The organism is Mesorhizobium sp. B2-2-3, assembly GCF_006442405.1.
Lineage (GTDB): Bacteria > Pseudomonadota > Alphaproteobacteria > Rhizobiales > Rhizobiaceae > Mesorhizobium.
Map to the genome: position 1 here is coordinate 463,500 of NZ_VFWC01000003.1, position 23,180 is coordinate 486,679.

The 23,180-nt window shown below is 64.9% G+C and carries 22 protein-coding genes; 10 read left to right on the top strand and 12 right to left on the bottom strand.

From position 1 onward, the window contains the following. The first annotated feature begins 40 nt into the window (after nt 1-40). On the top strand, nt 41-355 hold the full coding sequence (gene sugE / locus FJ951_RS08240; RefSeq protein ID WP_140491423.1) for a quaternary ammonium compound efflux SMR transporter SugE: 315 nt from the start codon (nt 41-43) through the stop codon (nt 353-355). A 182-nt stretch (nt 356-537) separates the two neighbouring features. Here the strand turns inward: sugE and FJ951_RS08245 are convergent, their stop codons facing one another. Beyond that, nucleotides 538-966: a DUF6481 family protein gene (locus FJ951_RS08245; protein ID WP_140491421.1), complete on the bottom strand. Its 429-nt coding sequence runs from the start codon at nt 964-966 to the stop codon at nt 538-540. A gap of 220 nt (nt 967-1,186) precedes the next feature. Here FJ951_RS08245 and FJ951_RS08250 point away from each other — a divergent pair, with 220 nt between their 5' ends. From FJ951_RS08250 to FJ951_RS08265, 4 genes are all read left to right on the top strand, one after another. After that, complete coding sequence (locus FJ951_RS08250) at nt 1,187-2,245, top strand: LLM class flavin-dependent oxidoreductase (RefSeq protein ID WP_140491419.1); 1,059 nt, start codon at nt 1,187-1,189, stop codon at nt 2,243-2,245. Between the two features lie 151 nt (nt 2,246-2,396). Then, nucleotides 2,397-3,563: an AI-2E family transporter gene (locus tag FJ951_RS08255; protein WP_140514329.1), complete on the top strand. Its 1,167-nt coding sequence runs from the start codon at nt 2,397-2,399 to the stop codon at nt 3,561-3,563. 73 nt (nt 3,564-3,636) lie between these two features. Continuing rightward, nucleotides 3,637-3,885, top strand: coding sequence for a hypothetical protein (locus tag FJ951_RS08260; RefSeq protein WP_140514331.1), 249 nt, complete (start codon nt 3,637-3,639; stop codon nt 3,883-3,885). Nucleotides 3,886-3,908: 23 nt separating this feature from the next. Beyond that, entirely contained in the window at nt 3,909-4,910 is a 1,002-nt protein-coding gene (locus FJ951_RS08265; protein WP_140514333.1) for an LLM class flavin-dependent oxidoreductase, read from the top strand. 48 nt (nt 4,911-4,958) lie between these two features. On the opposite strand, the gene FJ951_RS08270 is transcribed toward FJ951_RS08265, so the two are convergent. Continuing rightward, nucleotides 4,959-5,978, bottom strand: a complete 1,020-nt coding sequence (locus tag FJ951_RS08270) for a LacI family DNA-binding transcriptional regulator (RefSeq protein ID WP_140491411.1) — start codon at nt 5,976-5,978, stop codon at nt 4,959-4,961. Between the two features lie 220 nt (nt 5,979-6,198). Between FJ951_RS08270 and FJ951_RS08275 the strand changes: the two genes are divergently transcribed. From FJ951_RS08275 to FJ951_RS08285, 3 genes are read left to right on the top strand one after another with little or no spacing between them, the layout of a single operon-like run. Further along, complete coding sequence (locus tag FJ951_RS08275; protein WP_140514447.1) at nt 6,199-7,782, top strand: sugar ABC transporter ATP-binding protein; 1,584 nt, start codon at nt 6,199-6,201, stop codon at nt 7,780-7,782. Further along, the gene (locus tag FJ951_RS08280) at nt 7,779-9,089 is read left to right on the top strand and encodes an ABC transporter permease (RefSeq protein WP_140491407.1); all 1,311 of its coding nucleotides are present in this window, start codon (nt 7,779-7,781) and stop codon (nt 9,087-9,089) included. Before FJ951_RS08275 ends, FJ951_RS08280 begins: the two co-directional genes overlap by 4 nt. Continuing rightward, nucleotides 9,086-10,054: a substrate-binding domain-containing protein gene (locus tag FJ951_RS08285; RefSeq protein ID WP_140514335.1), complete on the top strand. Its 969-nt coding sequence runs from the start codon at nt 9,086-9,088 to the stop codon at nt 10,052-10,054. Before FJ951_RS08280 ends, FJ951_RS08285 begins: the two co-directional genes overlap by 4 nt. A gap of 238 nt (nt 10,055-10,292) precedes the next feature. Here the strand turns inward: FJ951_RS08285 and FJ951_RS08290 are convergent, their stop codons facing one another. From FJ951_RS08290 to FJ951_RS08315, 6 genes are read right to left on the bottom strand one after another with little or no spacing between them, the layout of a single operon-like run. Beyond that, the gene (locus FJ951_RS08290; RefSeq protein WP_140493433.1) at nt 10,293-10,754 is read right to left on the bottom strand and encodes a MarR family transcriptional regulator; all 462 of its coding nucleotides are present in this window, start codon (nt 10,752-10,754) and stop codon (nt 10,293-10,295) included. Further along, nucleotides 10,751-11,335: an amino acid synthesis family protein gene (locus FJ951_RS08295; RefSeq protein WP_140491402.1), complete on the bottom strand. Its 585-nt coding sequence runs from the start codon at nt 11,333-11,335 to the stop codon at nt 10,751-10,753. The genes FJ951_RS08290 and FJ951_RS08295 overlap by 4 nt, the downstream gene beginning before the upstream one ends. Next, nucleotides 11,328-12,209 (bottom strand): UPF0280 family protein, encoded by an 882-nt coding sequence (locus tag FJ951_RS08300; protein WP_140491400.1) that lies wholly within the window; start codon nt 12,207-12,209, stop codon nt 11,328-11,330. Before FJ951_RS08300 ends, FJ951_RS08295 begins: the two co-directional genes overlap by 8 nt. 2 nt (nt 12,210-12,211) lie before the next feature. Further along, entirely contained in the window at nt 12,212-13,753 is a 1,542-nt protein-coding gene (locus FJ951_RS08305; RefSeq protein ID WP_140491398.1) for a 6-hydroxynicotinate reductase, read from the bottom strand. After that, nucleotides 13,750-16,569 carry a molybdopterin-dependent oxidoreductase gene (locus FJ951_RS08310; protein ID WP_140514337.1) on the bottom strand — a complete coding sequence of 940 codons (2,820 nt, stop codon included), beginning with the start codon at nt 16,567-16,569 and terminating at the stop codon, nt 13,750-13,752. Before FJ951_RS08310 ends, FJ951_RS08305 begins: the two co-directional genes overlap by 4 nt. Continuing rightward, nucleotides 16,566-17,426: a xanthine dehydrogenase family protein subunit M gene (locus FJ951_RS08315; RefSeq protein ID WP_140491394.1), complete on the bottom strand. Its 861-nt coding sequence runs from the start codon at nt 17,424-17,426 to the stop codon at nt 16,566-16,568. The genes FJ951_RS08310 and FJ951_RS08315 overlap by 4 nt, the downstream gene beginning before the upstream one ends. Nucleotides 17,427-17,758: 332 nt before the next feature. Here FJ951_RS08315 and pncA point away from each other — a divergent pair, with 332 nt between their 5' ends. Both pncA and FJ951_RS08325 read left to right on the top strand, forming a co-directional pair. After that, complete coding sequence (gene pncA / locus FJ951_RS08320) at nt 17,759-18,373, top strand: bifunctional nicotinamidase/pyrazinamidase (RefSeq protein WP_140514339.1); 615 nt, start codon at nt 17,759-17,761, stop codon at nt 18,371-18,373. A gap of 73 nt (nt 18,374-18,446) precedes the next feature. Beyond that, nucleotides 18,447-19,829: a sodium:proton antiporter gene (locus FJ951_RS08325; protein WP_140514449.1), complete on the top strand. Its 1,383-nt coding sequence runs from the start codon at nt 18,447-18,449 to the stop codon at nt 19,827-19,829. 54 nt (nt 19,830-19,883) lie between these two features. Here the strand turns inward: FJ951_RS08325 and FJ951_RS08330 are convergent, their stop codons facing one another. Genes FJ951_RS08330 through FJ951_RS08345 form a run of 4 tightly spaced genes read right to left on the bottom strand, consistent with a single transcriptional unit; the run spans nt 19,884 to nt 23,165 of the window. Continuing rightward, nucleotides 19,884-20,606: an ABC transporter ATP-binding protein gene (locus FJ951_RS08330; RefSeq protein WP_140514341.1), complete on the bottom strand. Its 723-nt coding sequence runs from the start codon at nt 20,604-20,606 to the stop codon at nt 19,884-19,886. Next, nucleotides 20,603-21,328, bottom strand: coding sequence for an ABC transporter ATP-binding protein (locus FJ951_RS08335; protein WP_140514343.1), 726 nt, complete (start codon nt 21,326-21,328; stop codon nt 20,603-20,605). Before FJ951_RS08335 ends, FJ951_RS08330 begins: the two co-directional genes overlap by 4 nt. Further along, nucleotides 21,325-22,287 (bottom strand): branched-chain amino acid ABC transporter permease, encoded by a 963-nt coding sequence (locus tag FJ951_RS08340; RefSeq protein ID WP_140491386.1) that lies wholly within the window; start codon nt 22,285-22,287, stop codon nt 21,325-21,327. The genes FJ951_RS08335 and FJ951_RS08340 overlap by 4 nt, the downstream gene beginning before the upstream one ends. After that, nucleotides 22,284-23,165: a branched-chain amino acid ABC transporter permease gene (locus tag FJ951_RS08345; protein ID WP_140491384.1), complete on the bottom strand. Its 882-nt coding sequence runs from the start codon at nt 23,163-23,165 to the stop codon at nt 22,284-22,286. The genes FJ951_RS08340 and FJ951_RS08345 overlap by 4 nt, the downstream gene beginning before the upstream one ends. Nucleotides 23,166-23,180: the final 15 nt, after the last annotated feature.

Here is a 23,180-nt window from a genome sequence, read left to right on the forward strand (position 1 = left end):
TGAACGGACGTCGGTGCGATGCTTGGATGGAGCGTTCCCCATGTCATGGATTTTTCTGTTTTTCGCCGGCCTGTTCGAGATCGGCTGGGCAATCGGCCTCAAATATACCGACGGATTCACCCGCCTCGTCCCGACCGTGCTCACGGTCGCCTCGATGATCGTCAGCCTCACGCTGCTTGGACTGGCGCTGAAAGCGCTGCCCGTCGGCACCGCCTATGCGGTGTGGACCGGCATCGGCACGGTCGGCACGGCGCTGCTCGGTATCTGGCTGCTCGGCGAGCCGGCGACCGTCATCAGGCTCGCCTGCATCGCGCTCATCGTCTGCGGCATTATGGGGCTGAAATTCGCGGCATAAAGCAATCCAGGAAGCGAAGCGGTTTTCCATCCGAAATTGCGTCGAAGCAAACAGAGCAATTTTGCGAAAGTCGCATCACGAACGGCGTCGGCAATCGCACGAATTGGCGCGCGGACAAACGCATGCAGGGCCGCTTCGCAGCGACCCTGATCCTCGAAGCAGGTTGCTCCGGCGGTCTGAGGCTAGCGGCCGGTAAAGCCTGGCGGTGTCCTGCCGGTGCGCGCCTTGCGCGCCGCATAGCGCGCGTCGCGCTTCGCCTTGCGCTCGGCCTCGTCGGCCAGCAGACGCGCGATGCGCTCGGCCTCTTCGGCTTCCCGAATCCTGGCTTCCGCCTGCGCCGCCTCTTCGGCCGCGACCCGTGCGGCTTCGGCTGCGGCCTCGCGCTCGGCCTTCTCGATTGCCTCGCGTGCCAGCCTTTCCTGCTTCAGCCTCGCCTTCTCGGCCTCGCGTATCTCACGCGCCGCAAGGATAGCCTTGCGTTCGGCCTGTCGCGCCAGCACCGCGGGATCGTCCGCCGCCGGCTTCGACTTGAAGCGCTCCAGAAGCGCCTTCTTTGCCTCGTTCGCGGCGTTGCGCCGCTCGAAAATGTCTTTTTCCCTGTAGATAGCCAAGTCCACTTCCCTGAAGTCAATTCGCGACGCTTACATACGCGCGAAAACCGGGAGTTCAAGCGCCAAAACGGTATGCCAGCCATGAAATTCCGTGCTGTTGCAGCCGGGAGACGCCTTCGCGGCCGAAACGGACACGCACTGTTCGCAGTCAGACCCTCTGGTGGTGATACGGGCTGATCGCTACCTCTAGCGCGAAAATCAAACGCCAGGATGACACCAGATGGAACTCGGTCTCTACACTTTCGCCGACGTCAGCCCGCAGCCGGGCCCCGGCGCAATCGGCCCGCACGAGCGGCTGCGCAACCTGATCGAGGAGATCGAACTGGCCGATCAGGTCGGCCTTGACGTTTTCGGCCTTGGCGAGCATCACCGGCCGGACTATGCCGCGTCCGCGCCTGTCGTGGCTCTGGCCGCGGCGGCCGAGCAAACCAAACGCATAAAACTGACCAGCGCCGTCACTGTCCTGTCTTCGGACGATCCGGTCCGCGTCTTCCAGCAATTCGCCACGCTCGACCTTCTTTCCGGCGGCCGGGCCGAGATCATGGCCGGGCGCGGCTCGTTCATCGAATCCTTTCCGCTGTTCGGCTACAATCTTGAGGATTATGACGAGCTGTTCGCCGAAAAGCTCGACCTGCTGCTCGCCATCCGCGATCAGGTGAAGATCACCTGGTCCGGCAATCTGCGCGCGCCGATCAACGATCGCGGCGTCTACCCACGCCCCTTGCAGGAAAAACTGCCGATCTGGATCGCCATCGGCGGCACGCCGCAGTCCGCCGCCCGCGCGGGCGCGCTCGGCCTGCCGCTGGCGCTCGCCATCATCGGCGGCGAGCCGGCGCGGTTCGCGCCGCTGTTTGACCTCTATCGCGAGGCCGCCAGGCGCGCGGGCGCCGATCCGAAGGGTCTTGCCACCAGCATCAACGTCCACGGCTTCATCGCCGACACGACCGAGAAGGCGGCCGACGATTTCTATGGCCCACAGGCCGAGGTGATGAACCGCATCGGCCGCGAGCGCGGCTGGGGTCCGACCTCGCGGGCGCATTTCGACCAGTCACGCGGCCCGGGCGGCGCCTTGTTCGTCGGCAATCCCGAGCAGGTGGCCGAGAAGATCGTCGCCCAGCACAAGATCTTCGGCAATGACCGCTTTTTGCTGCAGATGGCGATCGGCATCATGCCGCATGCCAAGGTCATGAAGGCGATTGAACTCTACGGCACCAGGGTGGCGCCGATCGTGCGCAAGGAAACGGCTGACGCCGTCCCGGCCCCGGCGCCTGCCGCGTAGTATTGCACTTCCGCGAAAAATTGCGCGGGAACAGTAACCGCGACGGCGGGCCTCGTGGGCTCGCCGTCAACGCCGGCTAACGGAACTTTGGACCGGCAGGGGCGTTTTCTCAGCGGTTGCGCCAATTGCGGTGCGCCGCCGAGGGACCGTGATGAAAGCTGACCCCACCGCTTCGGTCGCGGGCGTTTCCGAAGCAGAAGAGGCGCGCATCGCCGCCCGCGCCGACACCCATATGATACGCTCGCTGCTCGTCGGCATCTTCATTTTCATGGCCATCTATGCGCTCTATTTCGCCCGTGCCTTCTTCATGCCGGTCATACTGGCTTTTCTGCTGGCATTGACGCTGACGCCGATCGTCAGGCTTCTGCGCAAGCGCGGCATCCCCGAGGTGATTTCGGCGACGCTTCTGGTGCTTCTGTCCCTCTGCCTCTTCGCCAGCGCCGGCTACCTGCTGAGCGGCCCGGTGATCGATCTCATCAACAACACCTCGTCGATCGGCCAGCGGCTGACCGAGCGGCTGGCGCATTTGCGGCCTCCGCTCGAGAGGATCATGGAGGTTACACATCAGATCGAAGGCCTCACCGAGACGTCGCAGGAGCCGGGCATACAGAAAGTCGCGGTAGCCCAGTCTGGCTTCCTGTCGTCGGCGGCCTCGAACATTCTTTCGGCGGGAACAAGCCTGACCATCATCTTCGTGCTGTCGCTGTTCCTGCTCGCTTCAGGCACGATGTTCTATGAAAAGATCATCCAGTCCTTCGCCAGCCTTACCGAGAAGAAGCGGGCGCTGCGGGTCGTTTACGACGTGGAACGGGAAATCTCGCACTATCTGCTCACCGTCACCATCATCAATATCGGCCTCGGCACGATCATTGGCCTTGGTCTGTGGGCACTCGGCATGCCCAACCCGCTCGTCTGGGGCGCCACGGCCGCTCTGCTTAATTTCCTGCCCTATGTCGGCGCCATGATCACGCTCATCGTGGTCACGATCATCGCGCTGATCAGCTTCGACACGATCTCCTATGCGTTGTTGGCGCCTGCCTTCCTGCTTTTGTGCGACATCGTCGAAGGCCAATTCGTAACGCCGATGGTTGTCGGCCGGCGGCTCGAGATCAACGCCGTGGCGATCTTCATCGCCATTGCCTTCTGGTCATGGCTATGGGGCTTTGTCGGCGCGCTGATGGCGGTGCCGCTGCTGGTCCTCATCAAGGTGTTCTGCGATCACTTCGACGGTCTGAGCCATGTCGGCAACTTCCTGGCGGCACAACATCTCTCGGCGGTGGAAGATGAGGCCACCGAGGAAGGTAAGGCTCCGGCATAAAGCCGCGCGTCTGGTTTGCGGCGCCTGGCTCGAATGCCTATATCCGGCCGGTCCAATGGCCGGTGCCCTTCCCATGAGCGATGCTTCCTTCGACCTCGACGACTGTTTCGCTCGCATCGGCCATGCCGGCTTGCGCGATGCGCCGCTGGGCGCGTCGCCAACATTTGCTGTCGACAGATCCGGGCTTGCATTTCCTGTCCATCATCGCGGCAGCCCCGCCGAGCAGAAGCGCATGGCCGCGGCCAGCGGATTTGGCGATGCGCTCGGGGGCGGCTTGGCATCCTCATTCCCGACCGCACGGCCTTCGAGGCAGGGTGCTTGAGATAAACCTCGTGGAGACCTGACATGGCAGCCCTTTCCGTCCTCGACCTATCGCCGATCGTCGAAGGCAGCGATGCCTCGCAGTCGCTGGCCAATTCGCTCGATCTTGCCTGCCATGCCGAGCGGCTGGGCTACAAGCGCTATTGGCTGGCCGAGCATCATAACATGCCGGGCATCGCAAGTGCCGCCACCTCGGTCGTCATTGCCCATGTCGCGGGCGGCACCAAGACTATTCGCGTTGGCGCCGGCGGCATCATGCTGCCCAATCACTCGCCGCTGGTCATCGCCGAGCAGTTCGGCACGCTGGCCGCCTTGTTCCCCGGCCGCATCGATCTCGGCCTCGGCAGAGCGCCCGGCACGGACATGAACACGGCGCGCGCCTTGCGCCGCAATCTCGAGGCCGGTGCCGACAATTTCCCGCAGGACGTCGTCGAGCTGATGGGCTATTTCCTGCCGGCGGAAGAGGGCCAGCGGCTGCGCGCCGTGCCGGGTGAAGGGCAGACCGTGCCGGTCTGGATCCTCGGCTCCAGCCTGTATGGCGCCCAGCTTGCCGCCATGCTCGGCCTGCCCTACGCCTTCGCTTCGCATTTCGCGCCGGCCGAGCTAGACCATGCGCTGGAAATCTACCGCTCGCGCTTCCAGCCGTCGGAACAGCTCGACAAGCCCTATGTCATGCTCGGCCTCAACGTCTTTGCGGCGCCCACCGACACTGAGGCGCGGCTGCTGTTCACCTCGCTGCAGCAGGCTTTCGTCAATCTGCGCACCGGCCGCCCCGGAAAATTGCCGCCACCGGTCGAGAATTATGACCGCGACCTCGATCCGATGGCCAAGTCCATGCTCGGCCAGGCGCTGTCCTGCGCCGTCGTCGGCTCGCCGGAAACGGTGCGGCAAGGCATCGACGCCTTCGTTCGCCGCACCGGCGCCGACGAATTGATGGTCACCGCGCAGATATTCGATCATGCGGCTCGGGTGAGGTCCTTCGAAATCCTGGCCGACGCCCACAAATCGCTGACGCAAGCGGCGTGAGATTTCCAGCTCAGCGCTTGCCGATAGCGATTCAACCGCTGAACCGCTCTACGCACTCACGCTCTGCGCCACCGCTCCCAGCGGTCGGCATGAATTGCGGATCATCAGCCGGCCCTTGAGCACCAGCTTGCGCGGCGGCGCGTCGCGATTTCCGGCAAGGCGGTCGAGCAGCAAATTGGCCGCCTGTTCGCCGATCGCCTGCACCGGCTGTGCCACCGTGGTCAGTTGCGGGACAAACACGTCCGACCACGGAAAATCGTCGAAACAGGCGATTGAAACATCTTCCGGGCAGGACAGGCCGATATCGCGGATTGCCTTCATGGTGCCGATCACCATCGGATTGTTGGCGGAGAAGATCGCGCTCGGCCTGTCGTGCAGCGACAACAGCTGCATGGCCGCGTTATAGCCGTCGATCTCGTGAAAATTGCCGGAACGTACCAGCTCTTCGGCGACCGGCAGGCCGGCTGCCTGAAGCGCTTCGCGATATCCGGCCATGCGATCATGCATCGGTGAGATATCCGACGTTCCGGTGATGTAGCCGATGCGCCGGTGCCCGAGATGGATCAGGTAGGTGATGGCGTCGAACACGGCGCGCTGGTTGTCGAGCACTACGGCATCCGTGTCGACGCCGTCACAGATGCGGTCAAGCAGGACGACCGGCACGTTGGCGTCGTCGACGATGCGCTTGAGGATCGTCCCATCGCCGACGCGCGCCACGATCAGCCCGTCGACCATACGGTCGAGCAGCAGCCTGATCTGGTCGTCCTGCGTATTGAGGTCCTCGTCCGTGCAGCACAGCATGACCGCATAGCCGGCGCGGTCGAAGGCCTGCTGGATGACTGACACGACATCGGTGAAGAACGGATTGGTGATGTGCGGGACAGTCAATCCGATGGTGCGCGTGGTGCCCATTTTCAGGCTGCGGGCGATCGCATTGCGCTTGTAGCCGATATCGCGGATCGCCTGCTCGATGCGCTGGCTGAGCTCCGGGCTGACGGTCGCCGTGCCGTTGATCAGCGCCGAAACCGTGGCGACCGACACGCGCGCCGCTTCGGCCACGTGAAGCATGGTCGGCGCCGTCGATTTTCGCTGCCTTGTCTTGCTTGGCCCTGCCATTTTCGAAACGTTTCGCCGCCTCTCTATGCATCATACCTACGGAATATCGCGGTTTTTCGCAAGAATTGAAATGAGCCAATCTCACGTGACCAGATAGAAGCTTGACAGGATCGAAACGTTTAGAATAGCGTTCATGAGGTCAGACGACGACGGAAGGGAGGCCGCCTTTGTCATGGAGCACGGAAATTCCATCGCGCGTCGGGATGTTGCGGCGGATCGTTCGGATGTCGTCCTAAGCGCTGAGCACGTATCCAAGAGCTTCGGCGGCATTGCCGCCTTGGTCGACGTCGGTTTCGAGCTGCGGCGCGGCGAGGTCCACGCCTTGATGGGCGAGAACGGCGCCGGCAAGTCGACGCTGATGAAAATCCTTTCCGGTGTCTACACGGGTTATGAAGGCACGGTTCGCGTCGACGGCGTAGCCGCGAATTTCGCCGGCGTGCGCGACGCCGAGGCCGCCGGCATTGCCATCATCCACCAGGAGCTCAATCTGGTTCCCGAACTCAGCGTCGCCGACAACATCTTTCTCGGACGCGAGAAGCTGATCGCCGGGCTGATCGTCGACCGCAAGGCGAGCAGCCGCGCCGCCAGCGCCCTTCTGCAGCGGCTGGGCATCGAGCTCGACCCGGAAGCCCGTGTCGGCGCCTTGCGCGTCGGCGAACAGCAACTGGTCGAGATCGCCAAGGCGCTGTCGATGTCGGCGCGCATCCTGATCATGGACGAGCCGACCTCGGCGCTTTCTCCAGCCGAATGCCAGAGGCTGTTCCGCATCATCCGCCAGCTTGCCGACAGCGGCGTCGCCATCGTCTACATCTCGCACCGCATCGACGAGGTCATGCACCTGGCGGGCAGGGTCACGGTGTTTCGCGACGGACGCCACGTGCTGACGCGGCCCATGGGCGAGCTCGACGAGAACGCCATCATTTCGGCAATGGTCGGGCGAGACCTGCTGGCCTCCTCGGAAGAGGAGCGCCGTTCCGGCGGCGAAGTCGTGCTTTCCGTCGAGAACCTGTCGCTGACGAAACCCGACGCCCATGGCTGGCGCACCGTGATCGACGGCGTCAACTTCGAACTCGCCGAAGGCGAGATCCTTGGCATTGGCGGGCTGCTGGGTTCAGGGCGCACCGAGATCCTGGAGGCGATCTTCGGCTCGAGCGATGGCCGCACCGGCGGCGAGGTCCGGCTCGACGGCGCGCCGGTCGAGATCCGCTCGCCGCGCGATGCCAGGCGCCTCGGCATTGCGCTGGTGACCGAGGACCGCAAGACGCAAGGCCTGCATCTCCAGGCCTCCATTACAGACAACGTCGCATTGCCGCTGGTCGGATCGCTGGCGCGCTTCGGCATCCGTTCGCTGGCCGGCGAACAGGAGCTGGCGCGCCACGCGGTCCGGGCGCTCGGCATACGCTGCGAGGACATCGACCAGCCAGCCGGCACGCTGTCGGGCGGCAACCAGCAGAAGGTCGTCATCGGCAAATGGCTGGCGACACGGCCGCGCGTGCTTCTTCTCGACGAGCCGACGCGCGGCATCGACGTCGGCGCCAAGCGCGAGATCTACGATCTCATCTTCAAGCTTGCGCGCGACGGGCTGGCCATTGCCGTCATCAGCTCCGAATTGCCGGAACTGCTGCACCTCTCCGACCGCATTCTGGTGATGGCCGATGGCCGCCAGACCGGCATCCTTTCCCGCGATGCGGCGAGCGAGGAGGCCATCATGCGTCTCGCCGCGCCGCGCCGCACGATTTCGAGACCTGCCGCATGACCGCCTTGAAACTCCTGTCCCGCACCAAGCTCTACTGGGGCCTGATCGCCATTTTCCTGATCGGCGTGCTGGGCTCGCCGGTCAGCTCCAAGGGCAACAACATCTTCCTGTCCTACGGCAATCTGCTCGACGTGCTGCGCCAGGTGTCGACCACCGGCCTGATCGCCACCGGCATGACGGCGGTGATCATCACCGGCGGCATCGATCTTTCGGTCGGCTCGCTGATGGCAATCTGTTCGGTGGTCTGCGCCATGCTGCTGACGGTTCCGGGCGTGACGCCGGGAGTGGTGCTTGGCGTGCCCACCGTCGCCGTGGTGGCGCTCTGTCTCGGCTTCATCGTCACCCGCTTCATTTTCCTCAATCTTGAAAAGTCGCGCGCCGGCGCCGATGCCTCGCGCGACGCAAGGCTGGACCGCGCCCGCGGCCTGGTCACGCCGGCAATCGTCGGCGTGGTCCTGTGCTGTCTTTCCCTGTGGTACCTGCTGCCGCAGGTCGAGCCCAAATTCGGCGTCCTCGGCGTGCTGCTGGTCGCGCCATGCGTGGGCCTGCTGTTCGGTGCGCTCAACGGCTTCATCATCGTTGCCGGGCGGCTGCAGCCCTTCATCGTCACCCTGGCGATGATGGTGACGGCGTTGGGCATCGCCCGGCTGACCGCCGGCCAGAACAATGCTGTGCTGCCGGTCTATACCGGCTCGAACGCCACCGAGGATTTCGAGCTGCTGCGCTCGATGGTGTTCGGCGTCATTCCGATGCCAGGCCTGTTCTTCCTCGGCGCCATCCTGATCTATGGCGCGGTGCTGCGCTTCACGCCGTTCGGCCGCTATGTCTACGCCATCGGCGGCAATGAGGAGGCGGCCAGGCTTTCCGGCATCGCCGCCGGCCGGGTCAAGATCGTCACCTACGCCGTTTCGGGCCTGCTCGCCGGCATTGCCGCGGTGCTCTATGTCGCGCAGTACCGGCAAGGCAAGCCCGATGCCGGCGCCGGCCTGGAGCTCGACGCCATCGCCGCCGTGGTCATCGGCGGCACCAGCCTGATGGGTGGGCGCGGCAGCCTCACGGGGACATTCTGCGGCGTGCTGATCTTCGGGCTGCTGTCCAACATATTGCAGCTCCACAACATCAATTCGAACCTTCAGCTGGTGCTGAAGGGGATGATCATCATCGGCACAGTGCTCGTGCAGGAGCGCAATGCCGGTGATCTCCTAGCCTATCTGCGCCTGCCCGGAGCGGCGCACAAGGAAACGGCCGCGGCAAAACGGCCGTCGCAAGAGACCCGGTCTCTCAATCTCGGAGGAAACAAGAAATGAAACGACGTGACACGCTGAAGCTTGCCGCCCTTGGCGCGGCATTGCTGACCACCACCGCGCTGCTCTCCACCGGCCACGCCATGGCCCAGGACAAGAAGTGGAAGATCGGCTTCTCGCAGGTGACGACCATCGAGCCTTGGCGCGCGCAGTTCAACAAGGACATACTGGCTGAGGCCGCCAAGCACCCCGAGGTCGAGCTGATCGTCACCGACGGCGAGGATAAGACCGAGAAGCAGGTTGCCGATGTCGAGAACCTGATCCGCCAGGAGGTCGATGCGCTCTTGGTGTCGCCGAAGGAATCGGCCGGCCTGACCGGCGTCGTGCAGCAGGCGATCGACGCCAAGATCCCGGTCTTCGTGCTCGACCGCAATGTCGACACCAAGGACTACACCCAGTTCGTCGGCGGCGACAACAAGCTGATCGGCCGCGCGGCCGGCGAATATGCCGTCGAGCTGCTCGGCGGCAAGGGCAAGGCATCGGGCAATGTCGTCGAGATCTGGGGCGGCATGGGCACCCAGCCGGCGCATGACCGCCATGACGGCTTCCATGAGTTCACCGACAAGGAGCCGGGCATCAAGTACCTGCTCGACCAGCAGTCGGGCGACTGGAAGCAGGACCAGGCCTATAATCTGATGGCCAACGCGCTGAAGAGCAACGAGAAGATCGATCTCGTCTACGGCCACAACGACCCGATGGCCTATGGCGCCTATCTTGCCGCCAAGGATGTCGGCCGCGAGAAGGACATCAAGTTCATCGGCATCGACGGCCTGCCCAACGAAGGCGTGCAGATGGTGAACAAGGGCGAGCTGACGGCGACCTTCACCTATGTCACCCCGGGCGCCGAGGGCCTTCGGCAGGCGATCAAGTTCCTCAATGGCGAGAAGGTCGAAAAGACCATCACCTTGCCGACGCAGAAGATCACCAAGGAAAACGCCGCCCAGGTGCTGAAGGACAACGGCCTCTGAGATTTCGCCGGAGATAAGCGCCGGCCCAAGGTCCAGGTTCTTCGTCCCAGGACAGCTTGGCGCCCACCTCTCCCCCGTCGATCGGGGGAGAGGTGTCGAGCGAAGCTCGACGGAGTGGGAGTCGACCCTTGGCGCGGTGCAGGAAGGTTCTTGCGCCCTAGTCCCCTTTCAATATCCGTCGGCGGCGGTGGCCAGGTGGTTCCCGTCCGGAGGGAGAGGAAAGGACCTCGTCGCCGGCCTACGCCAATTTCGCCAGCAGCTTCATGAAGGTGGCGATCTCCCTGGCCGTGAGCGGTGCCAAGGTTTCCTCGGTAATCTCGCGCGCCAGCGGGATCAGGCGTTCGATCGCCTCGCGCCCTTCGGCGGTCAAATTGACCAGCAGCCGCCGCTTGTCGCCCTCGTGCTTGGAGAGCTCGACAAGGCCGCGCGCCTTCAGCCTGTCGATCACGCCCTTCACCGTCGCCGCATCCATGGCGATCAGCGTGCCGAGCTGGTTCTGCGAAGTCTCGCCGACATCGCGCAGCTTGGCCAATGCCGCGAATTGCGGTGGCGTCAGGTCGCCGATATGGGCAGCGAAGATCGAGACGTGGCGCTGATGCGCCTTGCGCAGGATGAAGCCGACCTGCTCCTGCAGGTGGTAGTCCTGATCGTCCGCCTCCTCGACCTCGACCAGCTTCAGCAGATTGTCCTCGCCGCTCACCGCAGCCCGTCCCATGCCTTGATGTCGTCGGCGGCCAGGCCGCCCATGCGATTGTGCACGCGCGGACCGCAGGTCATGGCGAGGCAGAACAGGATCTCGTCGGGACGCGGTCCGTCGCTGACGCCGACTTCCATCGCATCGAAATGGCTGCGCACATAGGCGGCGTTGATGTGGCCGAGAGGCACATCCAGCCGCGAGCCGAAGGCGCCGACCTTCTTGGCCGACGGCACGATCGCCTTGGCGTCGCCGAGCCGCTCGCGCATGGCGTAGCCGCCCGGCACATGCCAAAGCGCGCCATGCTCGAGTTCGCCCGATATGCCGACGATGGCGCCTTTGCCATAGCCGTCGATCTGCTTCACGTCGCCACCCAATGCCGCTATCAGCCGGTCGGCGAGCAGCAGGCCAAGCGGCTTCAGATCGTCCATGGCGCTCTGCAACTCCTCGACATAGCGCCCGGCGAACGGGTTCTTCACCAGTGCCATGGCGGCGGCACGGCGGCGCGGCACCTTGGTCGCCGGCCCGCCCTCATGAAAGATCTCTTCGGTCAGCACCACGATCTTGCGGAGCGGAAACTCAGGCATGGGCAACTTCCTTCCCTGGACTTTTGTCGGGCGCGGCAAGCGCCATGGAGCCCTCGATGCGAGTCTGGCCGGCGAGGAACAGCGCCGATGCGGCGATCAGTCCCCTGCGGCGGAAATCTTCGGCGACGGCAAGTCCGCTGTCCAGCGCCGTGGCAATCTCTTCGGCAGAAAGCGGCCCGACTTCTTGCGTCACCAGCCTGTCGCCAAGGTCGTTATCCGGCACCAGATCATGCGCGGGCACACGCCGAATAGCGGGATGGTGGGCCAAGTCGACGGCATTGGCGATCAGCGTCGCCGCGGCATCGGCCTCTGCGCCGGTCCTCGCCAGCACGGTGACGGCGTCGGCGATGCCGAGCGAAAACGAGCGCCCGCGCCAGCCACTGGTGGCAATGCCTTGCACGCCGTCCTCGGCGCTGATGACGATGCGGTCGGCAAGGCCATGGCCGGTGCCGGCAATGGCAAGAGTGATCGATTGGCCGGCACCGAGATGAAGCGCGCTGTCGCCACCGTTGTTGACATAGGCGCGATCGAGTTTTCGCCCGGCAATCAGTGCGGCAAGTATTTCGTCGGCTACCGAACCGGCGACGGCTGCCATCGGCGTGATGAAGTCGTCCGCCAATGGGGTAACTGCCGCTTCCATGCGCCGCGCCGTCGAGCCGGCGAAGGCGCGGGGGCGCAACGTGGCCGGCCGGCGCAACTCGGGCAATTCCTCCACCAGTTCCGGCAGGATGGTCTGGAATCGCGCCACGGCCTGCTCATAAGCTCGCCGGCATTCGCCTGGCGTCCCAAAGGCCTCGACGATCAGGTCGATCGGCCCGTGATTGAGGTGCAGCCGCTTGCCATCCCCGAGCCAATGCGCTTGCGGGCCGTTCATCGTCACGCGGCCCCGTTCGCGGGCGTGCGCCGCAATTGCGCCAGCGGCGGCCATGGGTTGCCGGCCGGCGCACCGTCGCCCCGACGCGCGTTCAGGTACTCGCCACCCTTGGCAACGACATCCTCGACGCTGCGGATCTCGGCGTCGTAGCCGCCGAGCCTGACATAGTCGTCGCGGCGCAGCGTGAATTCGATGGGCGCCACCAGCGCCGGCGTAGGCACATAGCCGAAGGCGCCTTCCGGCACGCGCGTCACATCCACCATCAGCGTGATGCCGCCGCCCGGCCAGACATAGACCGGCGCGCCGCCGACCGTCACATAAGTGGTCAGGCCCTGCACGGAACGCGTCAGGTTGACGGGGTTTTCGGTGACGCCGGCGCGCAGCGAACCGCCGGCGCCGCCGATGAACAGCACGGTGCACAGCGCCGGTTCGCAATTGTCCTCGATCAGCCCCACGGATTTCTGCAATCGTTCGGGGAATGGCTTTTCGACTGGCTTCAACTGGTCGTCGAGTTCGTAATAGGCGAACTGCTCGCCGGTGGTCGAAACCATCAGCAGCGACAGGCCGGGCCGCGCGCCCTTCTTGGCGTTCCATTCGCCCAGGATCGACAGCGGGTCGGATATGCTGGTGCCGCCCCAGCCGAGGCCGGGCTCGGAGACCTTGAAATAGCGCCCAGGCGTCGAGCGGCGGCCGATGATCTTTATCCCCGTGTCCTGCCAGCCCAGCACCTTGCCGGCCTGATGCTCCGAGACGACGCCGGTTATGTGGTCGTCGACCACCACCACCTCGTCGACCAGCCCGCGCCATTGGGTGGCGAACATGCCGATGGTCGCCGACCCGCAGCCGACCCGCATGCGGTGCTCCTGCTTGCCGTCGATGACAGGCGGTTTGCCGGCTTCGACTGTTATCGTGGCTCCGCCGTCGATGGTCAGTTCTACTGGCTTGCGGTTGCACAGATCGAGCAGCGCATCGCAGGTGGCGCGGCCTTCGGCCTTGGAGCCGCCGGTCAGATGATGCACGCCGCCCAGCGACAGCATCTGCGAGCCATATTCGCCTGTCGTGACATGACCGATCGCCTCGCCTTGCGACCGCACGACAGCCGTTTCGGGTCCGATATGACGGTCGGTGTCGATCTTCACCTTGACGCCGCAATAGGAGAAGATGCCCTCCGTGACGACGGTGACGAGATCGACGCCCTCGACCTGCTGGCTGACGATGAAGGGCGCCGGCTTGTAGTCGGGATAGGTGGTTCCTGCCCCGATCGCCGTGACGAAGCGGCGGCCGGTGTTGACCAGTTCGCCGTCCCAGGCCTCGCCCTCGGCGACGAAGGGCACGACAGCGCCGCCGATCTCGGCGGTATGATCGAGAATGGTCAGCGGGTCCATGCGCACGATCCGGCCGCCGGCATTGCCGTAGCGGTCGCAAGCGCCAGTGCGGCCATCTGATATGTAGCACATCACAGGGCAGGCATCGCAGCGGATCTTCTCCGCCACCAGCTTCTCGCCGGGATCATGGGTTTCGAAGCGTTCGGCAAGCTCGCTCATCGGCATGCCTCCTTCTCGCGGATGGCGGCGCGGATCCGGGCCGGCGTCGCCGGAACTCTGGTGACCAGCACACCAGTGGCATGGCGGATGGCGTTGAGGATCGCCGGCGCCGTCGGGATCAGCACATGTTCGCCCAGGCCCTTGGCGCCGAATGGCCCTTCCGGGTCTGGCACCTCGATCAATATCGTCTCGATCGGCGGCACGTCGCCGATGGTCGGAATGAGATAATCGTGCAAATTCTCGGTGCGGCCGGGAATATACTCTTCCATCAGCGCCATGCCGATGCCTTGCGCGATGCCGCCCTCGATCTGACCCTCGACCAGCAGCGGGTTGATCGCCTTGCCGACATCGTGCGCGGCTGTGATCTTGACCAGCTTGACCGTGCCGAGCTTGAGGTCGACCTCGAGCTCGGCGATCTGCGCGCCGTAACCATAGACCGCATAGGGCTTGCCCTGGCCCTTGGCGTCGAGCGGCAGCGTCGGCGGGTCGTAGGTCTCCTCGGCGCGGAAGACGAAGCCGTAGATATCCGCTTCGAGTGTGCCAAGATCGACACGGCGGACCGCCTCGCCCTCACGGATGACGATCGCCGGACCTTCGAGCTGAAGCGACGCTTTTTCCGAGACATTGGCAAAGCGCAGGATTTTTTCGCGCAAGGCGCGGCCGGCCTTCTCGGCCGCCTTGCCGGTGACGAAGGTCTGGCGCGAGGCCGAGGTCTTGCCGGCATCGGGAGTGATCGCGGTGTCGGCGTTTTTCAGCCGGAACCTTTCCAGGGGCAGGCCGAGCGCGTCGGCGCAGATTTGCGTGATGACGGTGTTGGAGCCCTGGCCGATGTCGACCGCGCCCTGGTGCAGGATGATCTCGCCTGAAGCCGCGATGCCGACCCGGATGGTCGATGGATTGGGCAGCGAGGTGTTGCCGCAGCCATACCAGCAGGAGGCGATGCCGACACCGCGCTTTTTATCCACGTTGGCACTGTTGAAGGCATCCGCGTCAGCCACTGCACGCGCCCAATGCGGCCGCAGGGCATCGAGGCATTCGGCAATGCCGACGCCCGATTCCAGTCTCTGTCCGGTGACTGTTTCGGATCCGTTACGAAGGCAGTTTCTCAAGCGGAAGTCGAGCCGGTCGATGCCGAGCTTGCCGGCCAGCTCGTCGTACAAGGTCTCCTGCATGATCGTCGCCTGCGGCACGCCGAAGCCCCGGAAAGCGCCGGAAATCGGCCCATGCGTATGCACGGCGCGGCCTTCGGCGCGGTAGTTCGGGGTGGCATAGGGACCCGAGGCATGCACCGGCACGCGGTTGGCGACGGTCGGTCCCCAGCTCGCGTACGCCCCGGTGTTGAAATCGCCTGAGAAAATCATGCCCGTGACATGGCCCTCGGCGTCGGCGCCGATGGTCGCTTGCATCTGCGCCGGGTGGCGCTTGGTGGTCGACATCATCGATTCATTGCGCGTGTAGGCAAGCGCCGCCGGCCGCCCGGTCCTCATCGCCACCAGGCCGATCAGCGGTTGCAGGGACACGTCGAGTTTGGAACCAAAACCGCCGCCCGTCGCGGTCGGCACGATGCGCACCTTGTCGACGGGCAGGCCCAGCACCTTCGCCGTGTCGTCGCGGTCCATATAGGGCGCCTGCGTGCAGGCGACGACGACCAGCGTGTCGCCATCCATATAGGCATGGCCGGCTTCCGGCTCGATATAGGCATGCTCGACATAGGACGTCTCGATCGCACCGGTCACGGTGACAGCGGCATCGGCAAGCGCCGTCTCGGGATCGCCGCGTTCGACGAAGCCCTTGGTCAGAAGGTTGGCCGGGCGGTTCACATGGATCAGCGCCGCTCCTTCGGCCTGTGCCTCGCAAGGCTGCAACAGATGTGGCAATTCGGTCCAGCGGATCGGGAAATCCGACAGGTCGAGATCGAGCATCGCCTCGCGCTCGCCGGCAACAAGCGCCACCGCCTCGCCGCGAAACCGCGCCAAGCCTTCGGCGAGAGCCGGCTGGTCGGCGAACGGACCGATGACGCCGAAACAGTTCTTTCCCGGGATATCGGCCGCCGTGAAGATACCGGCGATGCCGGGACGAGCTTTTGCCCAGCCATCGAGGTCGCCGAAGGCGAAGCTGGCATGGTAGTGCGGCGAGCGGATTACCAGCACCGCCAGCGCATCGGCCGGGAACGAATCGCCGCCGAATTTCTCACCGCCGGTCACCTTCGGCACGCCATCGAGCCGGATCGGGGAGGAACCAATGGCGTGACCGGACCGAGGCAGACGGAAATCCAGGCTTGCAGCCTGGGCGGACGCATCCATCACAGCAGCGACGATCTTCCGGTACCCGGTGCAACGGCAGAGGACACCACCAAGCGCGTCCTGCACTTCGATCTCGCTCGGCCTGGCTTTCTTCTCCAGCAGGGCCGTCGCCGCCACCAGCAGGCCCGGCGTGCAGATGCCGCACTGCGCCGCACCATGCGCCAGGAAGGAGGCCTGTAGTGCCGACAGCCGGCCATTGGCGAGCCCTTCGACCGTCGTTACCGACGCTCCGGCGGCCGACGCCGCAGGCATCAGGCAGGCGCAGACCGGATCGCCATCGACCAGCACCGTGCAGGCGCCGCAGTCGCCGGCGTCGCAGCCGACCTTGGTCCCGGTCAGCAGCAATTCATCGCGCAGCACCGCAGACAGCCGGCGCAGCGGCGGCACGTTGACCGAGACGGCGGCGCCGTTGACCGCGAAGGTGATCTCCGCGCGTGCCAGGCCAACTGCATCACTGCCGGATAGGGCCCCGCCGGGTCGAGCCTGGCTGATGTGAGGCTGAGCTTTGTTCATGCCGCCACCCTGTCACCGCTCATCGGCCCCGCCGCCGCAAGCACGGCGCGGACAACGATTTCGCGCGCCGCGTCCTGCCGGTATTCGGCGCTGCCGCGCACGTCGCCGATCGGCGACAGCTCTTCCATCGGCGCGGCGAGGACCGCTGTAGCCAGCCCATGATCCGCCGCCAGTCCGCGCAGGGCCGCCTCGACCCCGCCGAGCCGCTTTGCAACAGCCGAGCAGGAACCGACGGCGACCGCCGCTTGCTCGACGATGCCGTCCTGCACGACTAGGCGTGCCCCCACCATGGCGATCGAGATGACGAGATAGCGCCGCGCGCCGAGCTTGACGAAAGCCGACATACCCGCGCCGGCCGCTTTCGGCACGCGGATGGCGGTTACCATCTCGCCGGGCCGCAGGTCCGTGCGGCGATTGCCGAGGATGAATTCCCGGAGCGGCAGGTGGCGCACCGCTTGCGCCGAGCGCAGTTCTATCTCGGCGTCGAGCACCAGCAGCGCCGGCACGCCATCCGCGGCCGGCGAAGCGTTGCAGAGATTGCCGGCGATCGAGGCGACATTCTGGATCTGAACGGACCCGACCTCCCGCGCGGCCGCTTTCAGCGCATCGAAGGCCGGCGGCAAGGGATGGCGAACGATATCGGTCCAGCTGGTGCGCGCCCCGATCTGCCAGTGCGTTTCCGTTTCCGCAATGCCGCGCAGCGCGGCCAGACCGTTGACGTCGAGCACATTGTCGCGGAAAGGCTTGTTGCCTTGCGCCGGGTAGAAGTCGGTGCCGCCGGCAAGGATGCGCCACGAAGCTTCGCCAAGCAGGGCGAGCGCCTCGTCGACCGTGGTGGGTTTCGCGTAACGGATCACGCTTTGCCTTCCCAGAAAAAGGGCCTTTCCGAGGGAACTTGCCGGCGTCAGGGCCCGGCTTAAATTCATTCGTATGCAAATGATATCAAGTCGGCGGAAATTGTCAAAGCCGGAGTTTGCGCAGCACCCGCACGGCTGCCGCCGCCACGCATTTGTTCTCCGCAAAATCTAGGTGCTGGGGCGCCCTTTGCGCGTTCGGGGTTGCGCCCGGCGCTCTAATGGTTGACGCGGCCCGCCATCTGGTCAAGTTTCTCCCTCCGGTCGCGCCAGCGGCTTTCTTTCGCCGGGATCCCCCTGGGAGCCCGCGCCCGATACCGACAGGAAGGAACCCCATGGCCGAAGAAGCGCTTGTCGTCATCGACCTGCAGAACGACTTTTGCCCTGGCGGCGCGTTGGCTGTGACCGGCGGCGACGAGATCGTGCCGCTGGTCAACGACCTGATCCGGCGAACCGATCATGTCGTGCTGACGCAGGACTGGCATCCAGCCGGCCATTCGAGCTTTGCCTCAAGCCATCCAGGCGCCCAGCCTTTTGAAACCATCGAGATGCCCTACGGCCAGCAGACATTGTGGCCGGACCATTGTATCCAGGGCAGCCTCGGCTCGGATTTTCACTCGGGTCTTGCCTGGACCAAGGCCGAGCTCGTCATCCGCAAGGGATTTCGGCCTGATATCGACAGCTATTCGGCCTTCTTCGAGAACGACCACACGACGCCGACCGGCCTTGCCGGCTATCTCAGGGAGCGCGGCATCGACACTCTGACCCTGGTCGGCCTGGCGACCGATTTCTGCGTCGCCTTCTCGGCGCTCGACGCGGTCAAGCAGGGGTTCAGGACCACTGTCAGGCTCGATGCCTGCCGCGGGATCGACCTCAACGGTTCGGTCGAGACGATGTTGGCAAGGATGCGCCAAGCAGGCGTGACGCTCGAAGACCACGCGGCGGACTGACCTCATCGTGGGAGAAGAGAAGGGGTCGATAGGGGCGACGGCTTTGACGGCAAGTGCCGTGGTGGCTGTCGCGATGCTGTTACCGGGAACGGCCTTCGCCGCGGAAGAGCACGGCCTGCCAGGCCGGACGATGTCGCTGTGGTGGGCGCTGCCCTTTGCCGGGCTGTTGCTGTCGATCGCCACGGGACCGCTGCTTTTCAACCATGTCTGGGAGCATCATTACGGCAAGATTGCTGCATTTTGGGCGGCTCTCGTGGTGGTGCCGCTCGCATCGGCCTTCGGCACGACGGTGGCAACGGAAGCGGTGCTGCATGCGCTGCTCACCGAATACATGTCGTTCATCATTCTCCTGTTCGCGCTGTTCACCATTTCGGGCGGCATTCTCGTGGCCGGCAACATCCACGGCACGCCATTGGTCAATGCCGGGCTGCTGCTCATCGGCGCCCTGCTCGCTTCCGTCATCGGCACTACCGGCGCCTCGATGATCCTTATCCGGCCGCTCATCCGCGCCAATGACAACCGGCCGTTCAACGCCCATGTCATCATCTTCTTCATCTTCCTGGTGTCCAACATCGGCGGTTCGCTGACGCCGCTCGGCGACCCGCCGCTGTTCGTCGGCTTCCTGCGCGGCGTCGATTTCTTCTGGACCACCGCCAACCTCTGGCGCGAGACCCTGTTCGTCAGCGTCGTCGTGCTCGCCGTCTTCCTGGCGATCGACACCACGCTGCATCGCCGCGAAATGGGCGCGCCAAAGATCAAGGACCCGACGCCGGACACGAAAGTGCGCATCCGCGGCCTGCCCAACCTGCCGCTGCTGGCCGGCGTGATCGGTGCGATCCTGCTTTCGGCCACATGGAAGCCCGGCATCAGTCTTTCCATTCAGGGGGTGGACCTCGAGTTGCAGAACCTTGTGCGCGATGTCGTCATCCTGGCGCTTGCCTTCGTTTCGCTGGCCGTCTCGCGCAAGGAGTATCGGCAGGCGAACGGTTTCAACTGGGGGCCGATCGCGGAAGTGGCGAAACTGTTCGCCGGCATCTTCGTCTGCATCGTGCCCGTCGTCGCCATCCTGAGGGCCGGCCACGAAGGCGCGCTGGCGCCGCTGGTCGCGCTCGTCACGTCAGCGCAGGGCATGCCCAACGATCTCGCCTATTTCTGGCTGACCGGAGCGCTGTCGTCCTTCCTGGATAACGCTCCAACCTACCTGGTGTTCTTCGAGCTGGCCGGCGGCGCTCCCCGGCATCTGATGACGGAGCTCGCTTCGACCTTGGCGGCGATCTCGGCGGGTGCGGTGTTCATGGGCGCCAACACCTATATCGGCAACGCGCCGAACTTCATGGTCTACGCCATTGCCCGGCACCGCGGCGTGAACATGCCGGGTTTTTTCGGCTACATGGCATGGTCGGGCGCGGTGCTGATCCCGACGTTTTTGATCGCCGGGTTTTTGTTCTTTGGATAAGCCCACGATGGCGCCAAGCGGTTGACGCGGAACGGCTACTAGGGGAGATAGTGCTCAGCCTACGCCGACATAGCGCCTGACCGCCGACGGGTCGGCGCGCAACGCCTCGACATCGACCGTCTCGCGGTTGCGGCCGTTCTCGATGAAGGCGACGCGGTCGGCTACCGACAGCACGGCGTCGACCCGCTGCTCCACCAGGATGGTGGAAACGCCCAGTTCGCGCAGCTTCGCCACCGTTTCGCGGATTTTTGCGATCATCGACGGCATCAGCCCTTCGGTCGGCTCGTCGAGCAGTAGCACCTGCGGTTCCAGGCAGAGCGCGCGTGCCATGGCCAGCATCTGCTGCTCGCCGCCCGACAAGGTGCCCGAGCGCTGCCTGAGCCGCTGGCGCAGCAGCGGGAACAGGTTGAGCACGTTTTCGCGCACGGCCTTCCCCTTGCCGCGCGCCATCAGCCCGATCTCGATGTTCTCCGCCACCGTCATTTCGGCGAACAGCCGCCTGCCTTGCGGCACATAGGCAATGCCGGCTTTGGGCACCTCGTGGGCGGCCAGGCCGGTCAATTCCTGGCCTGCGAGGCTGATCGAACCGGCACTCGCCCGGACCAGTCCCATGATGGCTTTCAGCGTCGTCGTCTTGCCGGCGCCGTTGCGGCCGAACAGGCACAGCACCTCGCCCTTGTTCAGCACCAGGTCGAGCCCATAGAGCACCTGGATCTCGCCATAGAAGCAGTCCAGTCCCGCGATCCGCAACGCTTGCGTCTTGCTCGTCTCGGTCATGGGGCGGTCCCCAGATAGGCTTCCTGCACCGCCGCATTTTCGCGGATCGCCTCCGGCGTGCCCTCTGCCAGGATCTTGCCGGCGTTGAAAACGGTGATGCGGTCGGCAAGCTGCATGACGACAGGCATGTTGTGCTCGATCAGGAGCACGGTGGCGTCGCTGGCGATCTCGCGCACCAGGGCGATGAAATTGTCGATCTCGCTGTCGGCGAGCCCCTGCGTCGGCTCGTCGAGGATCAGCAGGCGCGGCTTCAGCGCCAGGCCCATCGCCACCTCCAGCAGGCGCTGGTGGCCATAGGACAATTGACCGGCCGGCATATGGGCGCGGTCGGCCAGCCCGGTGCGTGCGAGCGCCGACATGACAGCGGCCTGTATCGCGCTCTTGGAATGGCCATGCCGTAGCGTCAGTTGCACGGGCAGCGCGACGTTGGCGTAAACGGACAGGTTGGCATAGATGCTGGTGATCTGGAACGTGTAGGCAATGCCTTGGCGGACCCTGACATAGGCCGGCAGGCCGGTGATGTCGGAGCCGTCGAAAACGATCGATCCGGACGAGGGCGGGATTCGGCCGCTGATCAGGCTGACGAAAGTGGTCTTCCCGGCACCGTTGGGGCCGATGACGGCGCGGATTTCGCCCGGCACCAAGGTGAAATCGACGCTGTCGACGGCGCGCAGGCCGCCGAAATTGCGCGACAGGCCTTTGGTGGTCAGAAGCGGCGTCATGGCAGCCATCCGAGCCAGCGCTGCCGGATGCTGCCCAGAATGCCTTTCGGGAAGAACAGCACCAGCAGGATCAACGCGACGCCGACGATCAACAGGTAGGCGGAGGTGAAGCCGCTGGTGACGTCGATGACATAGTACATGAACAGCGTGCCGATCAGCGGTCCGAGCGTGGTGGCGGCGCCGCCGAGCAGCACCCACAGCAGCGGCAGGATCGAGTACTGTACCGAGGCGAAGCTCGAGCCGACATAGCCGAACAGCAGCGCATAGGCAGCGCCCGACGCCGCGCAGATGGCGCCGGAGACGACCACGGCGGCGAGCTTGTTGGAGAAGGTGTCGTACCCCAGCATTTTGGTCCGTTCCTCGTTCTCGCGGATGGCGACCAGCACGCGGCCGTATCGGGAGCGGACGACGGCCAGCGTGACCAGAAGCACGAGCGAGAACAGAGCCAGCGCGCTCATGTAGCGCACCGTCGGATTGGTGAGATCGAGCGACGTCGCGCCGAAATTCAGGACGCGTGCCGGCTGCGGCACCACCATGCCCTGGTCGCCGCCGGTCCACGCGGCAAAATAGAGGATGAGGAGGTAAAAGACCTGCGCGAACATCATGGTGACGATCATGAAGGCGACACCCGTAGTGCGCAGCGCCAGCAGCCCGATCACCAGTGCCAGCACCGCGCCGCAGGCGATACCGCTCAACAAAGCCGCCGGCACGCTCCAGCCAAGCTGGATGACGGCAAGGCCGGCGCCGTAGAGGCCGGCGCCAAAGAACATGGCATGACCGAGACTGAGCAGGCCGACATAGCCGAACAGCATGTTGTAGCCCATGGCGAAGACCGCCAGCACCATGATGCGGGCGACGAGGCCGTGATGATAATCCGGCAGCACGAAGCTCAGGACAAAAAGCAGCGCGATGACGCCGAGATGCAAGCCATAGGCTTTTGCCGGCGAGGTCTCGCTCATCGCGTCGCCGTCCCGAACAGGCCCTGCGGCCGGAACACCAGCACCATGGCGACCAGCAGCGTGGCGATGATCTTGGCCAGCGTCGGCGAGAAGAACATCGAGATGATGCCGTCGGACAGGCCGATCAGCACGGCGGCGATGACGGTTCCGCGCAGCGAACCGAGGCCGCCGATGATGACGACGATGAAGGAAAGCAGCAGCGGGTCCTGCCCCATCAGATAATGCGCCTGGCTGATCGGCACGATCAGCACCGCCGCTATGGCCGCCAGCATGGCGCCGAGCGCGAAGACGCCGCCATAGACTCGATCGACAGGGATGCCGAAGGCCTGTGCCGTCTCGCTGTCATACTGCGTGGCACGCATGACGAGGCCGACCCTGGTGCGCGTCAGCACCAGCCATGTCACGACGAGCAGAAGGACGGATGCCGCGATGATCGACAGCTTGTAGCCCGAATAGCCGAACCACGGCAGAAGGATGCGATAGCTGAAGGGCGGCTCTACCGGGCGCGCTTCCGGACCATAGAAGGTCAGCGCCAGCTGCTGGATAATGTAGAGCATGCCGATGGTGGCGACGATGGTGGCTTCCGGATTGTAGTTCAGCCGGCGCAGCACCAGCCGCTCGGCCACCAGTGCAAGGGCGCCGACGACCAGCGGTGCGATGATAAGTGCCGCCAGGAACCCGAGCGCCGGATGGCCTCCGATCGCAGTCGTGATCGCCCAGGCGAGCACGGCTCCCAGCATGAAGAACTCGCCATGCGCGACGTTGACCACGCGCATCACGCCGAACACCAGCGACAGGCCGAGCGCGGTCAGCGCCAGCACGGCGGATGTGACGAGCCCTTCGAGGGCGGCAAGGAGGAGGTGGGGTCCGAAATGCATGGGTTAGGCACTCAC